General features: G+C 52.0%; 24 protein-coding genes and 1 pseudogene. 12 read left to right on the forward strand and 13 right to left on the reverse strand.

Features of this window, described 5'->3' with window-relative positions; all coding sequences use genetic code 11:
• Positions 1-40: 40 nt before the first annotated feature.
• Complete coding sequence (locus ELY38_RS10770; RefSeq protein WP_127062139.1) at positions 41-919, forward strand: YicC/YloC family endoribonuclease; 879 nt, start codon at positions 41-43, stop codon at positions 917-919.
• Positions 920-1,153: 234 nt separating this feature from the next.
• Positions 1,154-2,392: a tyrosine-type recombinase/integrase gene (locus ELY38_RS10775; protein WP_127062566.1), complete on the forward strand. Its 1,239-nt coding sequence runs from the start codon at positions 1,154-1,156 to the stop codon at positions 2,390-2,392.
• Positions 2,393-2,985: 593 nt separating this feature from the next.
• On the opposite strand, the gene ELY38_RS10780 is transcribed toward ELY38_RS10775, so the two are convergent.
• Entirely contained in the window at positions 2,986-3,690 is a 705-nt protein-coding gene (locus ELY38_RS10780; RefSeq protein WP_422822330.1) for a L,D-transpeptidase family protein, read from the reverse strand.
• A gap of 255 nt (positions 3,691-3,945) precedes the next feature.
• Between ELY38_RS10780 and ELY38_RS10785 the strand changes: the two genes are divergently transcribed.
• Positions 3,946-4,623 carry a response regulator gene (locus ELY38_RS10785; RefSeq protein WP_127062141.1) on the forward strand — a complete coding sequence of 226 codons (678 nt, stop codon included), beginning with the start codon at positions 3,946-3,948 and terminating at the stop codon, positions 4,621-4,623.
• A complete protein-coding gene (locus ELY38_RS10790; protein ID WP_127062142.1) occupies positions 4,620-5,927 on the forward strand; it encodes an ATP-binding protein in 1,308 nt (435 codons plus the stop codon). The genes ELY38_RS10785 and ELY38_RS10790 overlap by 4 nt, the downstream gene beginning before the upstream one ends.
• An 11-nt stretch (positions 5,928-5,938) precedes the next feature.
• On the opposite strand, the gene dsbG is transcribed toward ELY38_RS10790, so the two are convergent.
• The 12 genes and pseudogenes from dsbG to ELY38_RS19080 all read right to left on the reverse strand — a co-directional run bounded on the left by dsbG (position 5,939) and on the right by ELY38_RS19080 (position 17,027).
• Positions 5,939-6,721 carry a thiol:disulfide interchange protein DsbG gene (dsbG, locus tag ELY38_RS10795; protein ID WP_246009124.1) on the reverse strand — a complete coding sequence of 261 codons (783 nt, stop codon included), beginning with the start codon at positions 6,719-6,721 and terminating at the stop codon, positions 5,939-5,941.
• 25 nt (positions 6,722-6,746) lie between these two features.
• Positions 6,747-7,571 carry a TlpA disulfide reductase family protein gene (locus ELY38_RS10800; protein WP_127062144.1) on the reverse strand — a complete coding sequence of 275 codons (825 nt, stop codon included), beginning with the start codon at positions 7,569-7,571 and terminating at the stop codon, positions 6,747-6,749.
• Entirely contained in the window at positions 7,568-9,442 is a 1,875-nt protein-coding gene (gene dsbD / locus ELY38_RS10805; protein WP_246009125.1) for a protein-disulfide reductase DsbD, read from the reverse strand. Before dsbD ends, ELY38_RS10800 begins: the two co-directional genes overlap by 4 nt.
• A gap of 136 nt (positions 9,443-9,578) precedes the next feature.
• Positions 9,579-9,995, reverse strand: coding sequence for a DUF6691 family protein (locus ELY38_RS10810; RefSeq protein WP_127062147.1), 417 nt, complete (start codon positions 9,993-9,995; stop codon positions 9,579-9,581).
• Positions 9,992-10,450, reverse strand: a complete 459-nt coding sequence (locus ELY38_RS10815; protein WP_127062149.1) for a YeeE/YedE family protein — start codon at positions 10,448-10,450, stop codon at positions 9,992-9,994. Before ELY38_RS10815 ends, ELY38_RS10810 begins: the two co-directional genes overlap by 4 nt.
• A 42-nt stretch (positions 10,451-10,492) precedes the next feature.
• Positions 10,493-12,313 carry a SulP family inorganic anion transporter gene (locus tag ELY38_RS10820; RefSeq protein WP_127062150.1) on the reverse strand — a complete coding sequence of 607 codons (1,821 nt, stop codon included), beginning with the start codon at positions 12,311-12,313 and terminating at the stop codon, positions 10,493-10,495.
• Between the two features lie 2 nt (positions 12,314-12,315).
• The gene (locus ELY38_RS10825; RefSeq protein ID WP_246009126.1) at positions 12,316-13,539 is read right to left on the reverse strand and encodes an NAD(P)/FAD-dependent oxidoreductase; all 1,224 of its coding nucleotides are present in this window, start codon (positions 13,537-13,539) and stop codon (positions 12,316-12,318) included.
• Positions 13,540-13,629: 90 nt separating this feature from the next.
• Positions 13,630-14,058 carry a protein tyrosine phosphatase family protein gene (locus ELY38_RS19410; RefSeq protein ID WP_246009127.1) on the reverse strand — a complete coding sequence of 143 codons (429 nt, stop codon included), beginning with the start codon at positions 14,056-14,058 and terminating at the stop codon, positions 13,630-13,632.
• Between the two features lie 32 nt (positions 14,059-14,090).
• Entirely contained in the window at positions 14,091-14,999 is a 909-nt protein-coding gene (locus ELY38_RS10830; protein ID WP_127062152.1) for an MBL fold metallo-hydrolase, read from the reverse strand.
• A gap of 380 nt (positions 15,000-15,379) precedes the next feature.
• Positions 15,380-15,997, reverse strand: a complete 618-nt coding sequence (locus tag ELY38_RS10835; protein WP_127062154.1) for a CDP-alcohol phosphatidyltransferase family protein — start codon at positions 15,995-15,997, stop codon at positions 15,380-15,382.
• Positions 15,998-16,049: 52 nt separating this feature from the next.
• Positions 16,050-16,472, reverse strand: a pseudogene (locus ELY38_RS10840) (pyridine nucleotide-disulfide oxidoreductase); the annotation flags it as partial.
• A 390-nt stretch (positions 16,473-16,862) separates the two neighbouring features.
• On the reverse strand, positions 16,863-17,027 hold the full coding sequence (locus ELY38_RS19080; RefSeq protein WP_185858963.1) for a hypothetical protein: 165 nt from the start codon (positions 17,025-17,027) through the stop codon (positions 16,863-16,865).
• Between the two features lie 113 nt (positions 17,028-17,140).
• Between ELY38_RS19080 and ELY38_RS10850 the strand changes: the two genes are divergently transcribed.
• From ELY38_RS10850 to ELY38_RS10880, 8 genes are all read left to right on the forward strand, one after another.
• Positions 17,141-17,449 carry a hypothetical protein gene (locus ELY38_RS10850; RefSeq protein WP_127062155.1) on the forward strand — a complete coding sequence of 103 codons (309 nt, stop codon included), beginning with the start codon at positions 17,141-17,143 and terminating at the stop codon, positions 17,447-17,449.
• A gap of 114 nt (positions 17,450-17,563) precedes the next feature.
• Positions 17,564-18,532 (forward strand): DUF932 domain-containing protein, encoded by a 969-nt coding sequence (locus ELY38_RS10855; RefSeq protein WP_127062157.1) that lies wholly within the window; start codon positions 17,564-17,566, stop codon positions 18,530-18,532.
• Positions 18,533-18,653: 121 nt separating this feature from the next.
• The gene (locus ELY38_RS19085) at positions 18,654-18,824 is read left to right on the forward strand and encodes a hypothetical protein (RefSeq protein ID WP_185858964.1); all 171 of its coding nucleotides are present in this window, start codon (positions 18,654-18,656) and stop codon (positions 18,822-18,824) included.
• 22 nt (positions 18,825-18,846) lie between these two features.
• Complete coding sequence (locus ELY38_RS10860; RefSeq protein WP_127062158.1) at positions 18,847-19,602, forward strand: ERF family protein; 756 nt, start codon at positions 18,847-18,849, stop codon at positions 19,600-19,602.
• A gap of 33 nt (positions 19,603-19,635) precedes the next feature.
• Positions 19,636-20,247 (forward strand): lambda exonuclease family protein, encoded by a 612-nt coding sequence (locus ELY38_RS10865; RefSeq protein WP_127062160.1) that lies wholly within the window; start codon positions 19,636-19,638, stop codon positions 20,245-20,247.
• A gap of 91 nt (positions 20,248-20,338) precedes the next feature.
• Complete coding sequence (gene radC / locus ELY38_RS10870) at positions 20,339-20,842, forward strand: RadC family protein (protein ID WP_127062161.1); 504 nt, start codon at positions 20,339-20,341, stop codon at positions 20,840-20,842.
• Positions 20,843-20,955: 113 nt separating this feature from the next.
• Positions 20,956-22,617: an AAA family ATPase gene (locus ELY38_RS10875; RefSeq protein WP_127062163.1), complete on the forward strand. Its 1,662-nt coding sequence runs from the start codon at positions 20,956-20,958 to the stop codon at positions 22,615-22,617.
• Positions 22,610-23,476, forward strand: coding sequence for an HNH endonuclease (locus ELY38_RS10880; RefSeq protein ID WP_127062164.1), 867 nt, complete (start codon positions 22,610-22,612; stop codon positions 23,474-23,476). The genes ELY38_RS10875 and ELY38_RS10880 overlap by 8 nt, the downstream gene beginning before the upstream one ends.
• Positions 23,477-23,576 lie beyond the last annotated feature (100 nt).

Here is a 23,576-nt window from a genome sequence, read left to right on the forward strand (position 1 = left end):
GGGTAGACTGATGAAAATGCGTTCTCAAAGGATAACCACTATGGCCACTTCAAGTCGCGTACACAGCATGACCGCTTTTGCTCGCACCGAGGAGGCCGCCCCTTGGGGCACGCTGCAAGTCGAAATTCGCTCGGTGAATCAGCGTTATCTGGAACCTCATTTTCGCCTGCCCGAAAGCCTACGTGATTTTGAGCCAGTGCTGCGCAATGCACTGCGTCAGCGCCTCGTGCGAGGCAAAGTGGAGTGCAGTGTGCGTTTTGAAAGCACGGAGGCCGTTCAGGCGCCTACGGTGAATGTCCAGCGCCTAAAAGAAGTCGCAAATGCGTTGGTGGCTATCCAGCGCCAGGTGCCCAGCGCGCTTGCGCCCACTACGCTTGAACTTTTAAACCAGCCCGGCGTAATGGAAAGCCAACATCTAGATCAGGACGCCATCAAAGCTGCCGCCAAAACGTTATTTGATCAAGCGCTGGATGAGCTTATCGATGCCCGCGCCCGGGAAGGTGAAAAGCTTGCTGAAATGATCGCTAGCCGCCTGGCAGCGGTAAGCAAGCAGGTGGCTATCGTTAAAGGTCTACTGCCACACATTCTGGAGCGCCAACGCGCCCAGCTGCTGGAACGCTTGGAAATTGCCAAAACCGAACTTGACCCCCAGCGTCTGGAAGCCGAGCTGGTGCTGGTCGCACAAAAAGCCGATGTAGACGAAGAGCTTGACCGTCTAACGGCCCACGTAGAGGAAGTCAGCCGCCAGCTCGTCCAAAAAGGTCCCAAAGGCCGCCGCCTGGATTTTTTGATGCAGGAGCTCAACCGCGAAGCCAACACGCTCTCGTCCAAGTCAGTGGTGGCCGAAAGCACGCGCTGTGCGGTGGAGCTTAAAGTGCTGATTGAGCAGATGCGCGAGCAGATTCAGAATATTGAGTAATGTCTATGGTTGTCTGCTTGGATATATAAGATATTGTTTTTTAATTATTTAATATCAAGCGTTGTCTATGCTTGTCTACCATAATCCAGCCTAAGCCACCGCTAAGTGGGTAGTAAAGTGGGTAGTAAAATGCCATGCTACCCACCATAGAGGCAGAAATCTGTGCGAATACTACCCATTTTTGTCACAAGTTATTGAACCATCGTAAAAAATTGAAGCGTTAGTGGAGTGGGGATGGGAAGCTTTACTGCCAAGAAAGTCCAGTCATTGATCAGAGAATCCAAGCCAGGGCGCTATGGTGATGGCAACGGATTGTACTTGATGATTCCTCAGGCAGGCACTGCCTACTGGATGTGCCGTTACACGTTCGCGGCCAAGCGTCGTGGTATGACACTGGGTAAATGCTCTCACCTGTCACTCGCTGAGGCTCGTGAAAGCGTGGTTGAAATTCAGAAAGGAATTCGTAGCGGTAAGGACCCGTTTACAGAGCGCAAACGTGAAGAAAACATAACCATCAGTACGGTGCAGGATCTGTTCGGCGACTGGTATCAGGAACTAGAGAAGCGACTCAAACACCCCAATATTCCGAAGCGCGTATTTGAAAGGGATATTGCTCCCGCTATCGGTTCGCTAACGCTGGGTAGCGTTACGCCTATGGATATCCGAACCATCGTCAGAAAAGTGACCAGTAGCGGTCGGCCAACCATTGCAAATGACGCTTTAATGTACTTAAAGCAACTCTTTAACCATGGCATCAAGTTAGGGTTGCTTACCTATAATCCCGCCTCCGCTTTCAACGTCAACGATGCGGGTGGTGTCGAGAAAAGCCGCGATAGGGCGCTAAGCATTGATGAGCTCAGTCAAGCTTTTGCTGTGTTCAAAGAGAACCGTATTAGCTTCACGCGTGACAACTATCTCGCTTGCGCTTTACTCGTTGTACTAGGAGTACGCAAAACAGAGCTAACAGAAGCCAAATGGTCGGAATTTGATCTGAGCAATGCGAAATGGAATTTACCCGGAGAGCGCAGCAAATCGGGTGTTGGGATAGCGATTCCTTTACCTTCACAAGCTGTGGCCTGGCTGGACGAGCTGCAGATTCGTGCTTGTGGTTCGCCTTACGTATTTCCTAGCCGCCGGAGTAGCAAGCAGCCCCATATGGGCAAGGACACACTGAATCGAGCTATCGCCAAGCTATTTGGTAAGGAGCCAGGCAAGAAGCAGCAGCCCGAGAACAAAATGGGTGAACTCACCGAGTTTACGGTGCATGACCTACGGCGCACCTGTCGCAGCTTATTGGCTGAGTTAGGAGTGCCTGGCCACGTTGCTGAGCGCTGCTTGAATCACAAACTCAAAGGTGTCGAAGGTATTTATGATCGGTATGACTATTACGAAGAACGGAAACAGGCGCTAATTAAGGTTTCAGAACTGGTTGCGCCCATCATTAATTCAGATAAGCAAAAAACGCCTCACTGAATGATCGTTACCATTTCCACACGTCTCTGAACTTGGGCTTATGGAATAACCACAGCACTTTGGATCGCACAGTAGAGGCATGAGGGCTAGCGCCGACGTACCGATTGGAACGTGACGAAACGATTGCCAAGTCAGATTTTCTGGATTTCGGTTCAATTGAGGGAGCAAATACGATCCCTGTTGGACAATGGATCAAAATTCGCCAACTACCATAAACAGCCCAAAATTTTCTCGGGGAAGACCTACTTCTGCGATCCGTAACGCTCCTGCCAAATGTCTTCAATAAGCTAAAAGAAAGATCAAAAAAGCGAATGGGATCTCCTTCTCTCAGCTTTGATATTCTTGAGGAGGTGCTCAGAAGCACTTGAAACTGTAGAAGCAATTGTTAATGAATTCACGGTTAACAGCTCTATACGTCCACTACCCCTTCTAAGCGCGTTCTGTATCACTTCATAATCAATGTTTGAGCGCTTTGTATCCGGCAATTCATCGGCATTATTAACGATATCCAACAAGTCGCTTATGCTGGTTTTTTGGTCATCAAGCGAAGTAAATGGCTGCACGTAAGGCAACTGGTCGGCATCCCAGCCAAGCTAAACCGGTTCATCAATAATATTGACCTGAGTACCGTTGGGTATTTGCTCAAATACGGCTTTAATATCGTCGGGATGCATACGGATGCAGCCTCTACTGGCGCGCATACCAATGCCATCTGGCTGATTGGTGCCGTGGATTAAATAGCCAGGGATATCTAATAAGATGGCGTGCTGACCGAGGGGGTTGTCGGGGCCTGGCGGAACGACGTTAGGCGGTGGGTCGCCGCGTTCAGCCGCTTCCTGGCGAACGGATTCGGGAGGATACCAGGCAGGATTCTCAAGGCGCATAGTGGTTTTGGTAATCCCCAATGGCGTATCGAATCCATCACGGCCGATGCCAATGGGATAGGTCTCAACGCGAGGTGTTTCTCCCTCTTGCACCTCGGGGTAGTAGTAAAGCCGCAGCTCCGCGATATTGATCACCACTCCTTTACGCTCCACATCCGGCAATATGTGCTGCGCCGGAATCTGAACCTGCGTTCCTTTACCGGGAACCCAAAGACTGATGTCGGGGTTGGCCCGTCGAATTTCCTCGTAGCCGACACCGTGTGCGTGAGCAATATCGAGCAGGGTATCCTCTTCGTCCTCTACGTTGACGGTATAGGTCTCGCCCACGATGTTGCCGGTTTCAGGCAACGGGTAATGTCCTAGTGGCAGTGATGGCTCGGCAAAAGCTGGAACTGAAACAAGCCACAATGCCACTATGAATACGTAGCGAAGCAGACAATCGCCGCATGTAGATTTTACAAAGCAAGAGCTCATAAGAAACGTTACTCACTATACGACTAAAAGCTCATTAGGCATGATGAACATTAACTGTAAATGAAGTGCGGATGATGGTGGCTCTTGGCATGTTTTGATCTGTCGGCTGCAAAATGGAGGCTGCCTCATATTAACTTCATCCTTGAATGGCATACTGCTGATAGAAACCACTTCCCATGCCCTTGAGGAGTAAGTATGCGGGTATTACTGGTCGAGGATGATGCCCCGGTAGCGGCTGGCGTCGAAGCTGGATTGGCACTGAGCGGCTTTGTGGTTGATAACGTCACCACCCTGGATGCTGCAAAGGGCGCGCTAGCCACAATTAACTACGATGCTGTTATTCTCGACCGCCGGTTACCCGATGGAGATGGTTTGACGTTATTGAAGCATTGGCGTCGATCGAGCGTGGCGACACCAGTGCTGATGTTGACGGCGCGAGATGCGGTAGCGAGCCGGGTCGAAGGCCTTCAGGGAGGCGCAGACGACTATTTGATCAAGCCGTTTGATCTTGACGAGTTAACCGCCAGACTTCAGTCGCTCTTGCGCCGGACGGCAGGGCAAGTGGACCACGCCATACGTTACGGTAGCCTGGCATTAGACCCCGTTACACGTAGCGTCACGCTTGAGGGTGAGCCAGTCGCTTTGTTGCGACGTGAGTTGATGCTGCTGGAAGCTCTGATTCGCGCTCGTGGGCGAATTCTGAGCGCCGATCAATTGAAGGACTGCCTTTACGGTATTGATGATGAGATCGAAAGTAATGCGCTTAATGTGCACATCTATCAACTGCGTCGCAAGCTGGGGCGCAACGTGATCGAAACCGTGCGGGGTGTGGGTTATCGGCTTGGCAAATACAACAGCGATGCGACCTCATGAATCTGCGCTTACGTTTGGTTGCCACACTTGGGATTACGCTTATGCTGCTGTGGGGTATCACGGCGGCATGGTCAATGCGCGACCTGTCGACCCAGCTTGAGCATTCACTTGACCAGCGACTGGCGCAATCGGCGCGGATGGTGTCAGGTCTGTTGGATCGCGTGCCTGCAACGTCTTGGAACGGTGAAGAAGACGGAACGTCAGTTATTCCCTCACTCGATGGTATTGCGTGTCGAGTATCGTCACTTCGTGGCCAAGTGGTGGCGGGCACCCACCCTGAGATGAACGACGTGCTTGCTGTTGAGGCTGAGGGATATCGTTATCGCGAGCACAACGGGCAGCGCTGGCGTGTTTACACGTTAGTCGATAACGACAAACGTATTACGGTGGCAGATCGTCTGAAAGAGAGAGAAGCACTGCTGCAGCAGGTTCGTCGGGCCGCGCTTTACCCGTTTCTACTAGCGCTAGTGGGTAGTCTTGTTGCGCTATGGTGGGGTGTAACACGAGGACTTGCGCCGCTTGCCAAGTTACAACAGCGACTCATTCTGCGCGAACATAATGATCTTTCAGCGCTGCCTCTTCATGGGTTGCCTGGTGAAATCCGCCCGCTGATTGATAGTTTCAATACACTGCTGGCAAGAACGCGTCGTATGCTCGAATGGGAGCAGCGCTTTACCGACGATGCCGCCCACGAGCTGCGAACACCGTTAACCGCCGTTCGCACACATTTGCAAATCGCGAGGCGTGTCGACGGCCAGCAGCAGTACGAAGCGATGCAGCAAGCTGAAGCTGGGGTAAATCGACTAACGAAAACGCTGGGTCAGCTATTGCTATTGGCGCGAATGGAAAGTGAGGACATCACGCGCGGCCGTCGTCCTGACCCTACTCTTCTTGGGAGGGCGCTGATGACGGCGATGACAGAAACCGGTAGCAGTGATCATTGTCATTATCCCCAAGGCGTTAACCAAGTGCATGTGGCTCTATCCGAGTCGCTTCTAGTGACGGTTCTACGCAACCTGCTCGAAAATGCGATGCGTCACGGTGCGCGTGGTGCGCCGATAGAGATTGCCGCGCAGGAATCAGAGGGAATGGCCGTCATCGATATTACTAGTCAAGGCGAAACCATTCCTTCCGAACACCTCTCCCGACTGACGGAGCGCTTTCATCGGGGAGATCATCCTCAAGGCAGTGGTTTGGGTCTTTCGATCGTCGAGGCGATTGTCACCCGGGCAGAAGGCAGGGTGACGTTCGCGTCTGGCAATGGTGTTGGGCTAAGGGTAACGCTTCAATTACCTTCGGGTTGAACCCACTTAGGTCAAGGTGTATCGCTCCCCATAATGGCTCGAAGCTTATCTGGCGAGGGGGCCCCCATCACACTGTGCACGTTGCCGTTGTCATCCTGATAAAAGGTCGCAGGCGTGGCAAAGAGTTGACCATCGCGCATTAGCTGGGTGTTTTCACTAACCCACTGCTCGCTTTGGTCATCTCCTTGATTTTCAGGCATGGCATCGTTGCGGTAATGCTCAGCCAGCGCCTCGCCAGGATTATCCGCATTGAGTATCGCGGCTGCCTTTGCTGGGCTGTCTGCCTTGAGAATACCTACCATCAAATGACGAACCTGAACGTCGCCACTTTCAACCCAGGGTTGGGCACTTTCCCACAGTTGGCGGCAGTAAGGACAGTTGGGGTCACTAAAGGTATATACGATGCGGGGTGCCTCTTTATCACCATCGCGCACCCAGTGTTGATCAGCCATTTCTTGCCATAGCTCGGCATTTCTTGGGCCGTTGACGAGCTGCTCTAGCCGCTCAGCTGAAACGTCCTGACCCTCTGCGTTAATCAGTGTACCTATCACAGCATGCTCGCCTCCTGAGGTGAGGTATGCCGCGAAAGTCTGACCACGAGCACTGCCGGCATACCCCGTAAGCCCGTCGGGCGCATCGAATTCACCATGAATCGTGAGACCTTGCTGTTGGAGCTGTTGAATGGGGTCAGGCCACTCACCGGCAGTCGCATGCAAGCTTGTCGCCAGCGCGATGCCAGCCCCAAGTGTTAGTGTGAGTCGTAGCGGCGTCATACAGGTATAGAAAGCGGACATGTGCGTTATCTCCGTAGTGAGTAAGTTAGAGGTTGAAAAGCTCAAGGCTGCGATCGAGCGTGGCGCGAGACAGCTCTCCAAAGTGGGTGTCGATAAGCGTGCCATCGGCGTTGTAATAAAGCGTGGTGGGCATGGCCATGGCACCCACGTCATGGCCGAGCGAATTGTTCCGGTCGAGGTAGACATTATCGAGGGTGAGTGACTCTTGCTGTAAAAAGGCATTAACGGTGCTGAGGCTCTCGCCCTGATTGACGAACACGAACGTCACGTCGTCTCGCTCTTGTTGAGCCTGCTCAAATACAGGCATTTCGCGTCGACACGGCGGGCACCAACTGGCCCAAAGATTGACCACCATGGGACGATTGGCTTCGCTTAGCACAGCGGGAAGCGTCACGTCGTCATGATCAAGTGTGGTTAACGGCGTCGGAGGAATGCTAGCACCTTGAGATACCATGAGGGCCAGTGCACCCGCCGTCAGCGACCAGGTCAAAGCCCCTGATATTACGGCAATCCCGAGTGGCCTTCGCTCGCGAGGTTGGCGCCATAGCCGCCAAACCAGATACACCAAAGCGACGACAACGCCCGCTAGCGGCTCGAAGCCGCGATCGCGTATGTCGAGCCAAGACCAGAACGTGTCGTAGCTCCCCCCATATTGAACGATGAAAAAGAGTCGTGCCCCGATGACTCCCAAGAGCACAGAATTGAAGACGCTATCGCCGACGTAGACCTTTCGACGGCGGCCTAGCCAGCTTCCGACGATCAGTGCGACAACTATCGAAAGAATCAGCAAAAGCTGCCCCACGCTCAGACCTAACGGGCCGATGGCGAGGCTGCGATCTAGAGGACTCATGCCCCCCCCCCGGTGATATTACTGCCGGTTTGTTTGGCTTCAGCGAAGCGCTCCAGAAAGTCGTCAGCGTCTAGCTCGCCGATAATGCGCGCACCGCGGCGCTCCTGCCCGTCAGAGCCGAACCACATCAGCGTCGGCGGCCCAACGATGCCGAAGTGCTCCATGACCTCCTTGTCAGACGCATCATAGTCAGTTACGTCGATCCTTAATCGTTGCACATTCTCCAGTTCGGCTTGAACAGTTGGGTCAGTGAAAACTTCCTGTTCGATTACTTCACAGGAGATGCACCAGTCGGCCGTAAATTCGACGAGTGTCATCTGGCCGCTAACCTCGGTCTGGGCAACACGGGCGTTAAGCGTGGCCAAATCGTCGACTTCATCGAAGGTAAGCGGTTGTTCGGCGTTTGATGACGACGCTTCAGTGGTTGACCCATCGTTGGTGGACGTATAAACCGCTAGCGGGCGCCAGGGATCAGAAGCGCCACCGGCAGCGCCGATTAACACTAGTGCACTCCATAATCCGATGATGAATGCGCTTGCGGTGGCTATTTGAGAGGCCACGGTTGAGGCATTGTCTCCCCGTGCCATGGCCTTTAACGAAACGGCAAAACCCAGCCCCAGTGCGCCCCATAGCGCGAGAATAATGGCATCAGGTGCTACGCGATCCACAAACCAGATCGCCATCCCCAGTAATACAAAGCCGAAAATCGCTCTGATGCGAACCATCCAGGCACCGGGTTTAGGCAGCAGCTGACTACCCACGGTGCCGATCAGGATCAGTGGTAGGCCCATCCCCAGGCCAAGCGATAACAGGGCTGCACCACCAAGCCAGGGGTTGCCACTATCAGCAATGAACAATAGCGCTCCCGCTAAAGGTGCGGTCATGCAGGGTCCTACCAGCAGTGCAGAGAGCACCCCCATGATGGCAACCCCTTTCAAGCGCCCACCGCGTTGACGCGACATGCCGGCATCAAGGCGCTGGCGAAGCGCGCTCGGTAGCTCTAATTCAAACAAGCCGAACATGGCCAGGGCGAGAACGACAAACAGTAGCGAGAACAGGCCGATAAACCAGGCGCTCTGAAACAGTATCTGTAGATTGGCACCTGCCATGGCAGCAGCCACGCCGAGTAGGGCATAGGTGACCGCCATGGGAAGGACAAAGGCAACAGACATTACAAAGCCTGCCGTCCGGTGGTTCTCGCCTACCTTTCGTCCTCCCACGATCAGGCTCGACAGAATCGGTATCATCGGCAATACACAGGGCGTGAATGTCAGTAACAGCCCCATACCGAAGAACGCCGCCAGCGTCCAGAGCCCGTTACCTCCCGCCAGTTGCGCTGCCAGTTGTTGGTCTTCTGCCATCGTATTTTTCAGGTCGGAAGTGGAGCTTTCTTCAGATCCGGGAGCATTCGTGGCAACGGAGGGCTCGTTCGTTTCAGAAATGTCCTGACCAGCAGGTGCTAAATCAAAGGTCTTTTCTTGAGGTGGATAGCAAAGGCCCGCATCGGCACAGCCTTGCCAACGAAGAGTGATGGTGTCGGCGTTACCAGGCTGAGTGGTCATCCTCAATGAGTGGCGGTAAACCTCAGAGCGGCCAAAGTATTCATCCTCAATGGCTTCACCGTCAGGCATATTCAGCGCTAGCTCACGTCCTTCGGCGTCGGCGGAAAAAGCATGACGGTAAAGGTAGTAGTCGGGTTCGATTTGCCAATCGATCTTCAGCGATTCGCCATCATGACTAAGTGTTGGCTTGAAGGCTTGCTCTGGAGGAAGAACGCTCTCCTGCTGGCCAAAAAAAGATTGTGCGGTGGCTACTGTAGTAACGCTCAGCAACCCCAGTAATAACACCCATTGTACTAGCTTAAAGTACATGGCCTCTTGTATCGGCCTGTTCATCTCTCGCATTTCCAGCACCCCTGATTCAATGCTGGATAGGATGGCTGATGGGGATTAACTGAAAATGAGGTTTTCCTGCCGGGTGGCTTATTGGGTGACGATATTCCAAACGCTATGCCGTTTTAGGGGTGATCGCGCGTGCCATGAACCACCCCATTACCATGGTTACAAGCATGGCGAACAGCGGTGCGGAAAGCCCGATGATGGAGGCGAAGGCTGGACCGGGGCAATAACCAGAAAGCCCCCACCCGATGCCAAACAGTGAGGCTCCGCCGATCAGGCGAATATCCAGGTCTTGTCGAGTGGGCAGTTGAAAACACTCACCAAAGAAGGGGTGCGGGCGACGCAGCACCAACCTATAACCAATAAAATTCGTGATCACCGCGCCACCGAGCACGAACATCAGGGTCGGGTCCCAGGCACCGGCAATATCCAGGAAGCCGAGCACCCGCGCCGGGTCCGTCATGCCGGAAATGGTCAGGCCCAGACCAAAAAGCAAGCCTGCAATGTAACCCACCAACGTTTTCATACGTTGCCTCCCATGACATGTCGAACCACGAAGACGGTAATAATCGCAGCGATGAGAAAGGTAACGGTGGCGGCGAGGGAGCGCACTGATAGCCGAGCGAGACCGCAAACACCATGCCCGCTAGTGCAGCCGCTTCCCAGACCGGTCCCCAGGCCCACTAGCAAGCCAGCGACCAACATTAATGGCATACCCCCACTTGGCTGGCCGATCACTTCATTTGGAGCTCCGGCTACATTGCCGAGCCCGCCAATGAACAGTGCCAGTACGGGGCCGCTCACCAGTCCTATACCAAAGGCCAACCGCCAAGCGCTGTCGCCCCTTGGGCGGGTAGTGATGAGGGTACCGATAATGCCGCTAATACCCGCAATACGCCCCAGAGTAGCCATCAGCCAGGTCGCTGAGAGGCCGATCAGAACACCGCCGATCAGTCCCTGAAAGCTTGCCGTAAAATTCACGATATACTCCTCTCGTGTTAAGTGATGATGCATACCGCCGACTTATTCACCCCTTTTTTTATCGACACTATCGTCAACAAAAGAGGGGGGTTGGTGGCTATTGGCGACTTGCCTAGCCTCGTTAGCGGCCAAAGCCGGTGAAGAGAGTACATCGCCTTGATGGTGCAAAACGCGCCAAGCCTCATAGGTGGTGAAAAACACTTGCCCGGTTAACTCATGATAAAACGACGTGTGTTTTAGATGGTCCATTACCGGCCCCTTTACTTCGGCCAAATGGAGTGTCGCGCCTGCGTCTTTTAAACGCCCATTGATCGCTTCCAGGCTTTCCAGCGCTGACGCATCAATCACGTTCACTGCCTGGCAAGTCAGAACGATATGCTGCAGCGACAATGAACGTGCCGCCAATTCCATGACCGTATCTTCCAGGTAACGTGCATTGGCGAAATAGAGGCTTTCGTCTATTCGCAGAATGGCGAGCCGTTCGTCGATTTCAACCGTATGGCGCTTTACGTTGCGAAAGTGCTCGGTGCCAGGCACTCGACCGACTACCGCGCTGTGGGGCTGACTGGTGCGATAAAGGTGCAGCCCTAATGACAGCAATACGCCGCTTATAATGCCGATTTCGATGCTGTGCATCAGGGTAAGCAAAAGCGTTACCACCATCGCAATACCATCGCTGCGGGAGTACAGCCAGGTACGTTTTACTGCAGGGAGATCAATTAATGTGCCGACCGCCACTATAATAGTGGCGGCCAGGGTCGCCGTAGGCAAAAACGCCAGCAGGTCCGTCAGTAGCAGTGTTGAGAGCACGATTCCCAGTGCGGTGAAGGCGCCTGCTAGCGGTGTCACCGCGCCTGCTTCAAAATTAACCACCGACCGAGAAAACCCACCGGAGACCGGCGAGCCACCGCTTACGCCTGCGCCCAGGTTGGCCATGCCCAAAGCAATTAGCTCTTGATTGGGGTCAATACGCTGGCGACGCTTAGCGGCAAGCGTTTGAGCCACGGAAATCGACTCAACAAACCCTACCAGGCTGATCAGCAGCGCGGCGGGGAGTAACCCCAGCCACAGTGATTGATCAAGGTCAGGAAGCGCAATCGTGGGCATACCGCTGGGCACAAAGCCGACCAAACTCACACCGCGCTGCTCCAGGTTCAACAGCCAAGCCAGTAATGTCGTCACTATGACCGCTGAAATGGGTGCTGCCTTAACCAGCAGCACCGCCACACTAGCGGAAACACCGGCCATTTTTAGCCACTGTTTTAGCCACTTGCGGCACACCCACAAATATCCCCACACGCTCAAGCCAATGAGCAGTGTAATGGCATTTACCTGCTGCCACTGGTTCAACAGTGCACTCAACACCTCAATGACGTTATGACCTGACGCCTCAACGCCCAAAATATGCTTTAGCTGGCTCACCGCAATTAAAATACCCGAGGCAGTCACAAACCCCGAGATCACTGGATGGCTTAGAAAGTTAGCCAAAAAACCCAGCCGTAAAACGCCCATGGCGATAAGAATTAGCCCTGAAAGCGCTGCTAGCACTAACGCAGCCCCCACGTATTCCGGGCTTCCTTGAGTCGCAAAACTACTTAATGCTGAGGCCGTCATCAGTGCCGCAACGGCCACCGGCCCGACCGCTAACGTCGCGCTGGTACCAAAAATGGCGTACAGCACTAGCGGCAACATGCTGGCATACAGCCCCATTTCTGGCGGCAACCCTGCTAATAACGCATACGCTAACGCCTGAGGCACCAGCATCAGCGTTACGATCACTGACGCCAGTGCATCCTGTGAGAGTAACGTTCGGTTGTAGGATTTCAGACACCCAATGAGCGGGACCCAACGTTCCAGCATCATAATTAGCTAAGCCACTCTTTGCCCCGTAACATTAACCTCCAATAAATCCACGGCAGCGCTTTGGCTTTTAGCAGCCAGGCAGCGCGGGTGGGATGAGTGCCGTCGTTGACCCATTTAGGAAACGTTGGCTGTAATTGACCGTTATAGCCAAACTCAGCCATCACAATTTTGCCTCTCTCAACGGTGAGTGGGCATGAACCATAGCCGTAATACGCTGCGCTAAGCGGTTTATCATTGAGCGAGGCCAGGACATTTTGCGCGACTACCGGGGCCTGCTTGCGCACCGCGGCTGCCGTTTTGGCATTGCTAGTGCCACTAGCATCACCCAGTCCAAAAATATTGGGATAACGTTCGTGCTGCAGCGTACTGGCATTCAGGTCGAGCCATCCGCCTGCATTAGCGAGGCCCGATTCAGCAATTAAAGTGGGGGCTTTTTGAGGAGGTACTACGTGGAGCATATCGAACGGTCGCTCAACTGTTTGCGAACCGTTTTCGCCTGCGACTTCAAATTGCGCTACTTTTGCAGCACCGTCTACCGCAGTTAAGCGATTTTTATAAGCAGTTTCAATGCCGTAATGCTCGATATACTTTTGTAGTGCAGGCACGTAATCCTTTACGCCGAACAGCACCTCACCGGCGTTGCAAAATGTAGTTTCAATCTGCCCAAGGTTGCCTTGTTTTCGCCAGTGGTCGCAGGCCAGGTACATGGCCTTTTGAGGAGCACCGGCACACTTGATAGGCATCGGTGGTTGAGTGAACAGCGCTTTGCCCTGGGTCAGCGACTTCACCAGTGACCATGTATAAGGTGCAAGATCATAGCGGTAGTTCGAGGTTACGCCGTTGTGGCCAAGCGTCTCTTCAAGTCCGCTGATAGCACTCCAATCAACCACAAGCCCTGGTGCGACGATCAGGCGTCGATAGCCCAGCGTCTGGCCGCTTGTGAGCATGACACTCTCGGCATCAGGGCTAATGCTTTTGGCAGTAGTTTGATGCCAAGTGGCTTTTTTAGGCATCACCTCTGCCATAGGCTTACGAGTAGATTCCTGAGTAAAAATACCGCCACCCACCATGGTCCAGCCAGGCTGATAAAAATGGTCTTCTGCGGGCTCAATAATGGCGATGGACAAGTCTGACTGGCGATTGAATAAACTAGCAGCGACCGAAATACCGCCTGCACCGCCGCCAATAATGACCACATCGTAGGTTGTTGTTTGCTGGGCATTCATAAGGGCTCCAAAATATAATAATTATTAACGGGCTCTTCGCATTGAACATCCGGACGGCTAACCATCACTTTAATTTTATTTAGCAGACGTTTATGCGTTCTGGTTCTCAAGAGCTTGTCGATGATCTTCCAGGTCAAATCCAGCCTCTTTTGCGGCTGCCAATAATGTTGCCAACTCACACTGATCCGATTGCCGTCGAGCATAGGCCCACAAGTGAGTCGCCCGCTTACCTGTGCGGCAGAACGCCAGAATAGGGCGTGGAAGATGCGCCAAGGAGTCGGCGAACCTCTGAATATCTTCCTGGCTGTATTCGCCAGGCTTGACGGGAATATGTACCCAGGCAAGGCCAAGTTGCTCAGCCTTGTGGCGGTAGCTCTCCTCATCTGGAAAGTCATCACTCTCTCCCGGTACGCGGTTACATATCACCGCTTTAAAACCAAGGGCTTTTACCTGATCCAATTCATCGAGCGTTAGCGCTGAGGTTATCTCAACGCCTTGTTCTAAAGGTCTGGTTTGCAAGGTTGCACCTCATCTCGTGGGGAGTACGGGTCTCAATCCCAGGTGGCGCCTTCCAGGGCGTCCAGAGGAATTTTCAAATAGCGTTTACCATTGGCTTCGGGCTCTGGCAGGCGTCCCCCGCGAGTATTGACTTGCAGCGCGTGCAAAATCAGCTTGGGCATGGGCAATTCGCTATCTCGCTGGTGACGCAGCGCGATATAGCTCTCTTCGTTTTTGCCCGCCAGGTGAGGGTTATTGGCGCGTTGTTCGGCAACGCTGCTTTGCCAGTTTGGTTCGCGGCCATTCGGCATATAGTCATGGCCGGTGAACAGCCGTGTCTCGTCGGGCAGAGCGAGAATTTGCTGGATAGAGTTCCAAAGTGCTTTGGCACTGCCGCCTGGGAAATCCGCCCGTGCGGTGCCAAAATCCGGCTGGAACAGGGTATCGTGAACAAACGCCGTATCGCCGACCACATAGGTGATTGAGGCCAGCGTATGGCCGGGTGAATGCAGCACACGGGCACTTAGCTCACCAATATGAAAGGTATCGCCCTTTGTAAACAGCGTGTCCCATTGACGGCCGTCGGTGGGCATGTCTGGCCAGTGGTAAATCTCTTGCCACAGCGCCTGCACTTGAGTGACGTATTGGCCAATCGCCGTTGGCGCACCGGTTTTCTCTTTTAGGTACTGCGCAGCGGAGAAGTGATCAGCATGAGGGTGAGTGTCCAGAATCCACTCAACCGTCAGACCCTCCTTGGCGACGTATTCCAACAAGGTGTCAGCATTAAACGTTGCCGTCGCGCCGGATTTCTCATCGAAATCCAGTACCGGGTCGATAATCGCACACCGCTTGGTAGCGGGGTCGCTGACTACGTACTGCACGCTAAACGTACGTGAATCGAAAAAACCGGCTACGTCGGGTGCGCCTCCTCCAGTACTGCGGGACAGGGCAAAAGTCTTCATGCGTAAGCTCCTAAAAACGGTTTTTAATCGCTGGCGTTGTATAAGCTTTAAAGCAACAGTAGTTATAACCATAGCTTTTTTTGGAATATAAGCAATGATCCACCAAAAAAATGCCGCCCCCTGACAACAGGAGGCGGCGATTAAAACAAGACGGTTTGGGTAGATAGATCAGTTCGGTCCAGGACACCTTTCGTGGAGGCCCGCTTCTTAGATTGGGTATTCTCAGACAACCTTGACCACTTCCCTGTGCTTGGCGAGTGTCGGCCCATTATCCAACGTGCTGGTGTTCACTATTTCTCGATGTGGTACCAATAGCCGCGTCATCGCATGAGTTGTTCTGGTAGGGATAATCGTTGGAAGCCGCGCTCATAGCGTCGTCGTCACGACGATAAGGCGCTTAACGTCTTGAAGCCTGCATAAATTCTAAGGCCGGAAGTCAGCGCGCAAAGTAGCGCAAATACGAGCGCTAGCCAGGGAAAATACAGCGGAAATAGGCACATGATGATAAAAAATAGTTGGGTTTCGCCGCCTTCCATTAGCCCGCCGGCATAGTGGAAGGACTTGTTAGGATAATCGATGTTCGTGATGTTGTGCCTTTCTGCAAAGATAGCGGAAGCTAAAAACGAAACACCCGTTCCTACAAAGCTCAACATCAGTACACCGCCGGCCGCCGCGTTCTGTAACGGATGGGCCAGAATGAAACCAAGGGGCACGCTGGAGTAAAAGATAAAATCGAGCGTGATATCCAAAAAGCCGCCGGCGTCGCTGGCCGTGGTCGCTCTGGCCACCGCACCGTCCAGCCCATCGGCCAATCTGTTCAGCACAATAAATACGAGCGCCAGCCCGTAATGCTCCGTCGCCAGGGCGGGTAACGCGAGCATGCCAAGGCCGAAGCCAATCAGCGCGACATAATCGGGCCGCATCCCAAGCGCAATGACGCCTTTTGCCATCCAGTTCAACGGCTTCTCTAAATACGGGTTCGCAAACCGGTCCAACATTCTTTCGTCCTCCATGGACGTTCAACGATTCCGACGGCGTGGCAGGGCGGTATCAACGACGTGTCCCGCGCCGCCATTGGAAATAGCGTGCCAGCCAGCCCAGCACGCGTTCTGGCTTGTGCGCGTTCTTCCATCTTCCTGCAGAGCCTTTAACGGCTTCTGATAGCGTCGGATAGGGATGAATAGTACCCAGCAGTTTGTTGAGCCCAATATTGTGCTTCATCGCCAGCGTCAGCTCCGCCAGCCATTCACCGGCGTTTTCGCCGACCAGGGTGGCGCCGAGTATACGATCTTTGCCGGGTACGGTAAGAATCTTGACGAACCCTGTGGTAGCCCGCTCGGCGATCGCCCGATCGCTCTCGGCCATGGCATAGCGCGTGACGTCGAAATCGATGCCTCGGGCCCTGGCTTCACGTTCATTGAGCCCGACCCGTGCCACTTCGGGCTGTAGGTAGGTCACGGCAGGCATGATGCGGATAGTGCAACGCTTTCCTGGAAAATCCCCAGTCATGTTTTCGCCCCCTATATCATCGAGCAGACCACTGAGTTATCCAAAGTCGCTGAAGAGCTGGACGTTTTATTTCAACAGATTGGCGATAACGCTGTAGCCCCATGATCGCCATGGACCAGTGCCATAAGCGGATCGATGCAAACGAGCAAGCGGTCTCACCGACTTGAGTTCAAACAAGAAGCGCAATACCCAATCCATCAGATAGGGTATTGCCACGACTCATTGCTATGGACATCTTGCTGCGCAAAATTAAGGCGCCATCATGTAAAGGCGGGGTCACTATCCAAATCGTGCTATCGCGCGGGCGTCACGATTTGCCTCGCTAGATATCGAGCCTGAATGACGTGCTCGGCCTCATCGTCGAGAGGTCGCTTCTGACGACGAGTTTTTCGCTCGAGAGGCTGGCCCGCTGCGCCATGAATAGCCACTGACTTCTGTGAAATGATGCTGGCGACATAGCGTCTCAAGACTGCGATCCACCATCAGCAGATCGCCATGATGCATATCCTCGCCCAGCATCGAGTCTCGTTCCGACCTTAACCTCAAGAGCAAAAGCCAAAAAAATTACAGACCTATATCACTCTTATGAATCCATCCCACGAACCGTTTTGTGATGCATAGGAGTATTGCTAATGTCTCCACCCTGTAAACGCTGCGCCGCTACCCGCCTGATTAATCTCGATACCGCCCAACGCATTGGCGTGGTCAGCGGATGCGTCGTGGGCGGTGCTATCGGCGCTTTGCCTACGACGGCAGCGCCCCAAACGCTTTCACTGGCTACGGTGCGTTTTCCACTCGCTAAACTCCCGGCTGCCATGATCGGCGCGGTGACCGGTGGTCAGTCAGGTGTTCGGGTAACGTCGTCTTTATTTGCCCAGTGGCTGCCACCCGGCACTGGTACCCCTTGGCTGTGCCTTGCCTGTGGGCACACCTTTCGATAGTCCCGCCCCCCCTTTGGCTGTCGCTGACTAAGTCGAGCCTGTTTGGTTTTATCTTTTACTCACTCAATAGCGCTGGCGATTGCCAGCGCTTTTTTTATGTCTGGAGAATGACTCATGGCACATCTCGTTGAACAAATGGCTTATGTCGGTACAACCCCTTGGCACGGCCTGGGGCAGCAGCTGTCTCTCCAACAACCGCTAGAGGTCTGGCAACAACAGGCCGGTATGAACTGGCACATTGAAGAAGCGCCAGTGCGCTTTATTGCTGAAGGTGCTAGCCATCTAGGCAGCATTCACTCGTTTCCTGAGCAGAAGGTGCTTTACCGCTCGGATACCAAGGCACCTCTGTCAGTGGTATCCCAGCGCTACAAGGTAGTGCAGCCTGAAGAGATCCTGGAGTTCTACCGCGATCTGACGGAGTACGCCGGGTATGAGCTGGAAACCGCTGGTGTGCTCAAAGGTGGGCGTAAGTTCTGGGCCTTAGCACGCAGTGGTTTAAGCACTTCGTTGAAAGGCCAGGATGAGGTCAATGACTACCTACTTCTGGCCACCTCCTGCGATGGCACCCTCGCCACTATGGCCACCCCAACTACGGTGCGCGTGGTATGCAATAACACACTGCAGATTGCCGTCGATGGCACATCCCAAGCAGTGAAGGTGCCCCACCGGTCGGAGTTTGATCCCCGTGCGGTGAAAAGCCAACTGGGCATCTCGGTCTCGCAATGGAATGACTTCATGTACCGCATGAAGGCATTAGCCGAACGCAAGATCGACCACCGCGAGGCTCAGCAGTATTTTCAGTCGGTGCTCTGCGGTATCGATAAGCCAATAGACGACCCTTCCAAGCTGCCCAATTACCGGGCACTCAACAAGGTGCAGAAGCTTTACCACGGTGAAGGCCGCGGTTCCCACCTCGACACGGCCAAAGACACCGCCTGGGGCTTGCTCAATGCGGTCACCGAGTACGTGGATCACGACAAGCGGGCGCGTAGCAACGATACCCGCCTGGATTCAGCGTGGTTTGGCCAAGGGGCTCAGTTGAAGCAAGAGGCGTTACAAACAGCCCTTGCACTGGTGAGCTGACATGCTGTTTCTCATCGTTTTAGTGCTGATTTTCCTGTTTTTTGTCTTACCCCTCATTGGATAGCGCGATAAGCCCAGCCCCTAACAGGCTGGGCTTTTTGCCTTTTACGTGGAGCCCATTATGGCCTCTCTTAGCCCCGACCTAGATATCGCATTAACCCAGTTGACGGAACGGCTGCTCACCCAGGATCAAACCTATGTAGAGACCTACGTGATGGCAAAGGGACAGCTGTATCGCACCGAGTTGCACCTACGCCCCGTCCCCCCCAGTGAGCTTCCCGCCGATTTTTAGCCTCTATTGAAGGAGCCTTGTCATGGCAACCAAAACCAATGTGGTAAAACACGACTCATCTGCTTCCTCTTTACAAGCCGTTCCTGCAGGACCCTCGTCTCACCTTGCCGAGAGCACGGCCATCATCCAAGTGATTGAGCGAGCCGCGCTTAACCCCGATGTCGATATCGACAAGATGGAGCGCTTGCTGCAAATGCAGGAACGAGTCATGGATCGTCAAGCCATGATGGCCTATAGCGCTGCCATGGCTGCTATGCAGACCGAGCTGCCCAGCATTGAAGAGCGAGGGCAAACCAACAACGGCTGCTATGCCACTTTGGAGGATATTGTCGATACCGTGCGTCCCATTATGCAGAAACACGGTTTTGCAGTGAGCTTTCGTATCAGGACACAGGAGCGTGGTATCGAAGTGACCGGTGTGCTGATGCATAAGGATGGCCACCGTGAAGAGACGAGTATGCTGCTGCCTGCCGATATAAGCGGTAACAAGAATGCTGTGCAGGCGTTTGGCTCATCCACCAGCTACGGCAAGCGTTACGTGCTCTGCGCGCTGCTCAATATCACTACACGTGGTCAGGACGATAACGGCAAGACCAGTACCAAAGTGGGCATTAAACTAGTGACACCCTTTCAGGCTGGACAGATCCAGCGGCTCATTAGCCAATGCCCTGCTACAACCCAGGAATGGTTCAGTGGTAAATACGGTTCAGCCGTGCAAGTCCCTCAGGCTGACTTCGACAAGCTACGCGCTTCACTTTCTAAGCGGTCGGTTAAGTAAACAACGCTCTACCCCTTATGGCAGGAGGCTTCCATGCAAGTGCTTACTATGGAGCAAGGCACCCCAGAGTGGCTGGCGGCGCGGCTAGGTCGCGTCACCATGTCGGAGCTCAAAGCCTTGCTGGTTAAGGGTAAAGGCCCGTGTGGGTTTGGTACCGGGGCGATTACCTACATGCACCAGTTAATCGGTGAGCGAATTATCGGGGAACTGGCCGAGTCGTTTCAGGGCAACGCGCATACCCGACGTGGGCATACGCTGGAAGGCATAGCCCGTGCGCTCTACTGTGATACCACTAGAGAACCCAAGCCACACGAAGTAGGCATCATCCTTAATCACAATGTGGGTTACTCCCCCGACAGCTTGGTAGGCGCTAACGGTCTGCTTGAGATCAAAACCAAGTTGCCCAAGTTCCAGATCGAGGTGCTGCTCAGTGGCGAAATACCCGATGAGCACGTACCTCAATGCCAGGGCGGCCTATGGGTCAGTGAACGGGAATGGATCGACTTCGTGAGCTATTGGCCCGGTATGCCGCTGTTTATCAAACGCGCCTACCGTGACGACATCATGATCCGCACGATCGCTGAGCGGGTCGAAGCATTCCATGAGGAGATGGAACGACGTTTGAGCCAAGTGATGGCCGCGTGATGGAGCCCATACCTCAAAATTCAACACGCTATCTAACGCCATAGAGGCCGGGGCCACCACCCCGGCATTTTTTTATTTTTTGGAGACATTCATGAAACACACCAAACTCAAAGCCGGGGAAATGGTAGGCACTTACCTAGTCACTTCTCCCGTTACCGAAAACGACATCATCACCATGGCCAAGCGCTTCACGCGACGCAAACTTGCTAAAGGCCGCAAAATTACACAGCCATCGCAGGCATTTGAGCACCTGCAGCTACTACTTCAGGACTATGAACATGAAGTATTCAGCGTGCTTTTCCTCGATAGCCAGTATAGGGTTATCCGTTTTGAAGAAATGTTTCGTGGCACCATCGATGCGGCCATTGTTTATCCACGCGAAGTACTGAAGGCATCACTTGCTTACAACGCTGCTGCAGTAATTTTGGTACATAACCATCCAAGCGGTGATCCCGAACCCAGCGATGCAGATCGACGGATTACTGTACTACTGCAGGAGACGCTGAGACTAATAGATATCAAGGTGATTGACCACGTGGTAGTAGGAAGTGAAGGTTGCATATCTTTTGCAGAGCGTGGGATTTTATCTATATGAAAAAGTATAGTAGTAGTCCGTATCTGTAGTATTTTTCTCAAAAAACTAAGCACTGTAGATCGGAGTATTGTTCTGCGGACTTTCTGTACTTATTAAGAGGCAAGTGAAGGGTTATGGTTCCTGCTAGTGAAAATGAAAGCGATGAAGGATTAATAAAAGTTGTTTTTGGAGCTCGATCTTTATTGCCTAAAGAGCTTTCTCCGAACACAGTGCTTATTGTTCCGAAAAAAGAAAGTTGGAATGATTTCGGCTACCGCACCAAGGTCAATATTAGCATTCATCTAGAAGGCGGTATTTATCATTCAACTATAGCCTTTATAGGCTTTATAACAGAAACATTAGAAGAGCCCAATGGGGTGGAGGCCGTAGAAAAATTACTAAATGATAATGACGGTTTAACCCTTGCTGTGACTGACACTCATAAGTTTTTTACAATGTTGCCGAGCATGGAAGATTACCGCAATGCTGTACGAAATATAGGCGTTGTTAACTCTATTGAAGTTCTAAAAGTGATTAATGATCTTGTGGCTCTTAGTGAGTTTGGCCATAGTTTTGGAGTAAGGTCAGCCACTAATACTGATATTTTCTTAAAATCATTTGTTCGTAACTCTGACTCTTACTTTACTTATAAAAATGCTGGTTCAGTATTAAAAGGATTAGAGTATGAAGAGTTCCATAAGCTTTCTAAAGAGCTTTCTATTAAATTTAAATTACCTGGTCGACAGAATCCACATGATCTTAAATTTCGATTTGATCATGAAGCAGATCTTCCCAAACGCATCGCAGTGATTATAGGGAAGAATGGTGTTGGAAAAAGTCAAACGTTAAGGCGGATAGTTCAAGCTGCTCTAGCCGATGATGGGTCACTTATAGATGGAGTTACTGGAGGAAGGGTTTTAGTTAACCGTATTTTAGCTTTTGCACCAACTAATGAAACTGGATCTGTTTTTCCAAGTGATCAGCGAAAAAGGCCTCGAACTTGGTATCGTCGATTTTCGCTCAATCGTGCGAGGACTTCGCGTAAAGGCAATGGTGTAGCTGATCAGGTGCTCCAAGTTGCACGTTCAGAAGAGAATATTGGAAGCTATTCTCGGTGGGATATATTTCTAGAGGCGTTGAAAGCGATTGAGCACTGGGATCAAATCAGTTTACCTGTGAAAGATAAAAAACATGATCCTATCCCTCTTTGTGAATTATGGAGTGGGGGTGAGCAGAAGTCTCTGGAAAATTTTGCTGCGGTTGATACCCGAAAGGAGCCTATCCGAGAAATAGATGGATTTGCTTATCCACTAAGTAGTGGTGAGATCTCATTTCTTAGGTTCGCCGCCCAAGCTAGCTTAAATGTGGAGAATGGATCGTTGCTCTTATTGGATGAGCCAGAAACTCATTTACATCCAAATTTCATCAGCCAGTTTGTTTCATTGTTAGATAGCTTACTTGACCAAACTGGTTCAGCTGCAATTATCGCGACTCACTCAGCGTATTTCGTTCGAGAGGTGTTTCAGGAACAAGTTACAGTGCTTCGACAGGATATGGACGGCTCCGTGAAAATAGAGATACCTGCATTACGAACCTTTGGTGCAGATGTCGGGGCTATCTCTTACTTTGTTTTTGGTGAGGATGAGCCATCACAGCTTGCCTCACAGGTTGAGAAGCGTCTACTTCAAAGATTCAACTCTTGGGAAGAATTATACGCTCTCTATAAAAACGATCTCTCGCTAGAAATGCTGGGTTCTTTAAGAGAATCGATGGAGGCCAAAAAAGCTAATGAATAATATTCCGCGTCCAGCTTATGATGACTATATTGCATTGCAGAACTTAGCCAACAATAAAGGCGTCGGGAGCTATCCTAGCCTACAAAGTTTCGTTACTTGTATTCAACAAGGATATCGGCAATATGAAGCCTTGCAAGGTAATGCTTCTCATATTACATCTGTAGTTACTTCTCCTGTTGTAGAAAAACACCTCAAGGCCCACTTTAGAAAACCCCCACAAGATCTTAAGCATATTACTGAACTACGTGAGGAAAGTGAGTATCTCGTTTGCCCCATGTGTGGTTCACTACATGGTGGAACTCTTGATCATTTATTGCCGAAAAGTAAATATGGTGGGTTTGCAATCTATTCCCTTAATCTCGTACCAGCTTGTAAATGTAACAATAGACGGGGAGAGCTTGTTATTGGAACTAATGCAGACGAACGAATTCTGCACCCATACTTCGACCATTGCTTATCCGAGAGGTTAATTGAAGCACATTTTGAGGATCTTGGGCCGGTACCAAAAGTAGGGCTTCGCCTATGTATAGACGATACGCATCCAGAATATGTAGCTATCGAGTTCCATTTTCGCTCAATTGTTAAGAAAACGGCAGTGCAAAGGTATCTTAAGGATAGATGGGCTGATATTTGCAGAAAGCCAAGTCTTGTTGTGAGATCGCTTAAGAATAATCCGCAAACACGTAATGATCTTAAGCAGATCCTAGAAGAGGAACTCGATATGTTGGATGACATACATCGTGGTAAAAATAATTGGAATTCTATATTTATCGCAGGTTTACTTGATAGGCCTGTATTACAATGGTTGTTTAACCAGTTATATATGCCAGGGCGATTACCTGGTGGCCCGCTAGTTTAGAAAATATAAACTAAATAAAGTATTAAATTTGTGCTAGTTATCCACTAAAATAGGTAATCTTATTTTTTACTAAAAGTAGTAAAATAAAATATAGACGATA

Origin of the sequence: Vreelandella nanhaiensis, assembly GCF_003990185.1 — a bacterium.
Taxonomy (GTDB): Bacteria; Pseudomonadota; Gammaproteobacteria; order Pseudomonadales; family Halomonadaceae; genus Vreelandella; species Vreelandella nanhaiensis.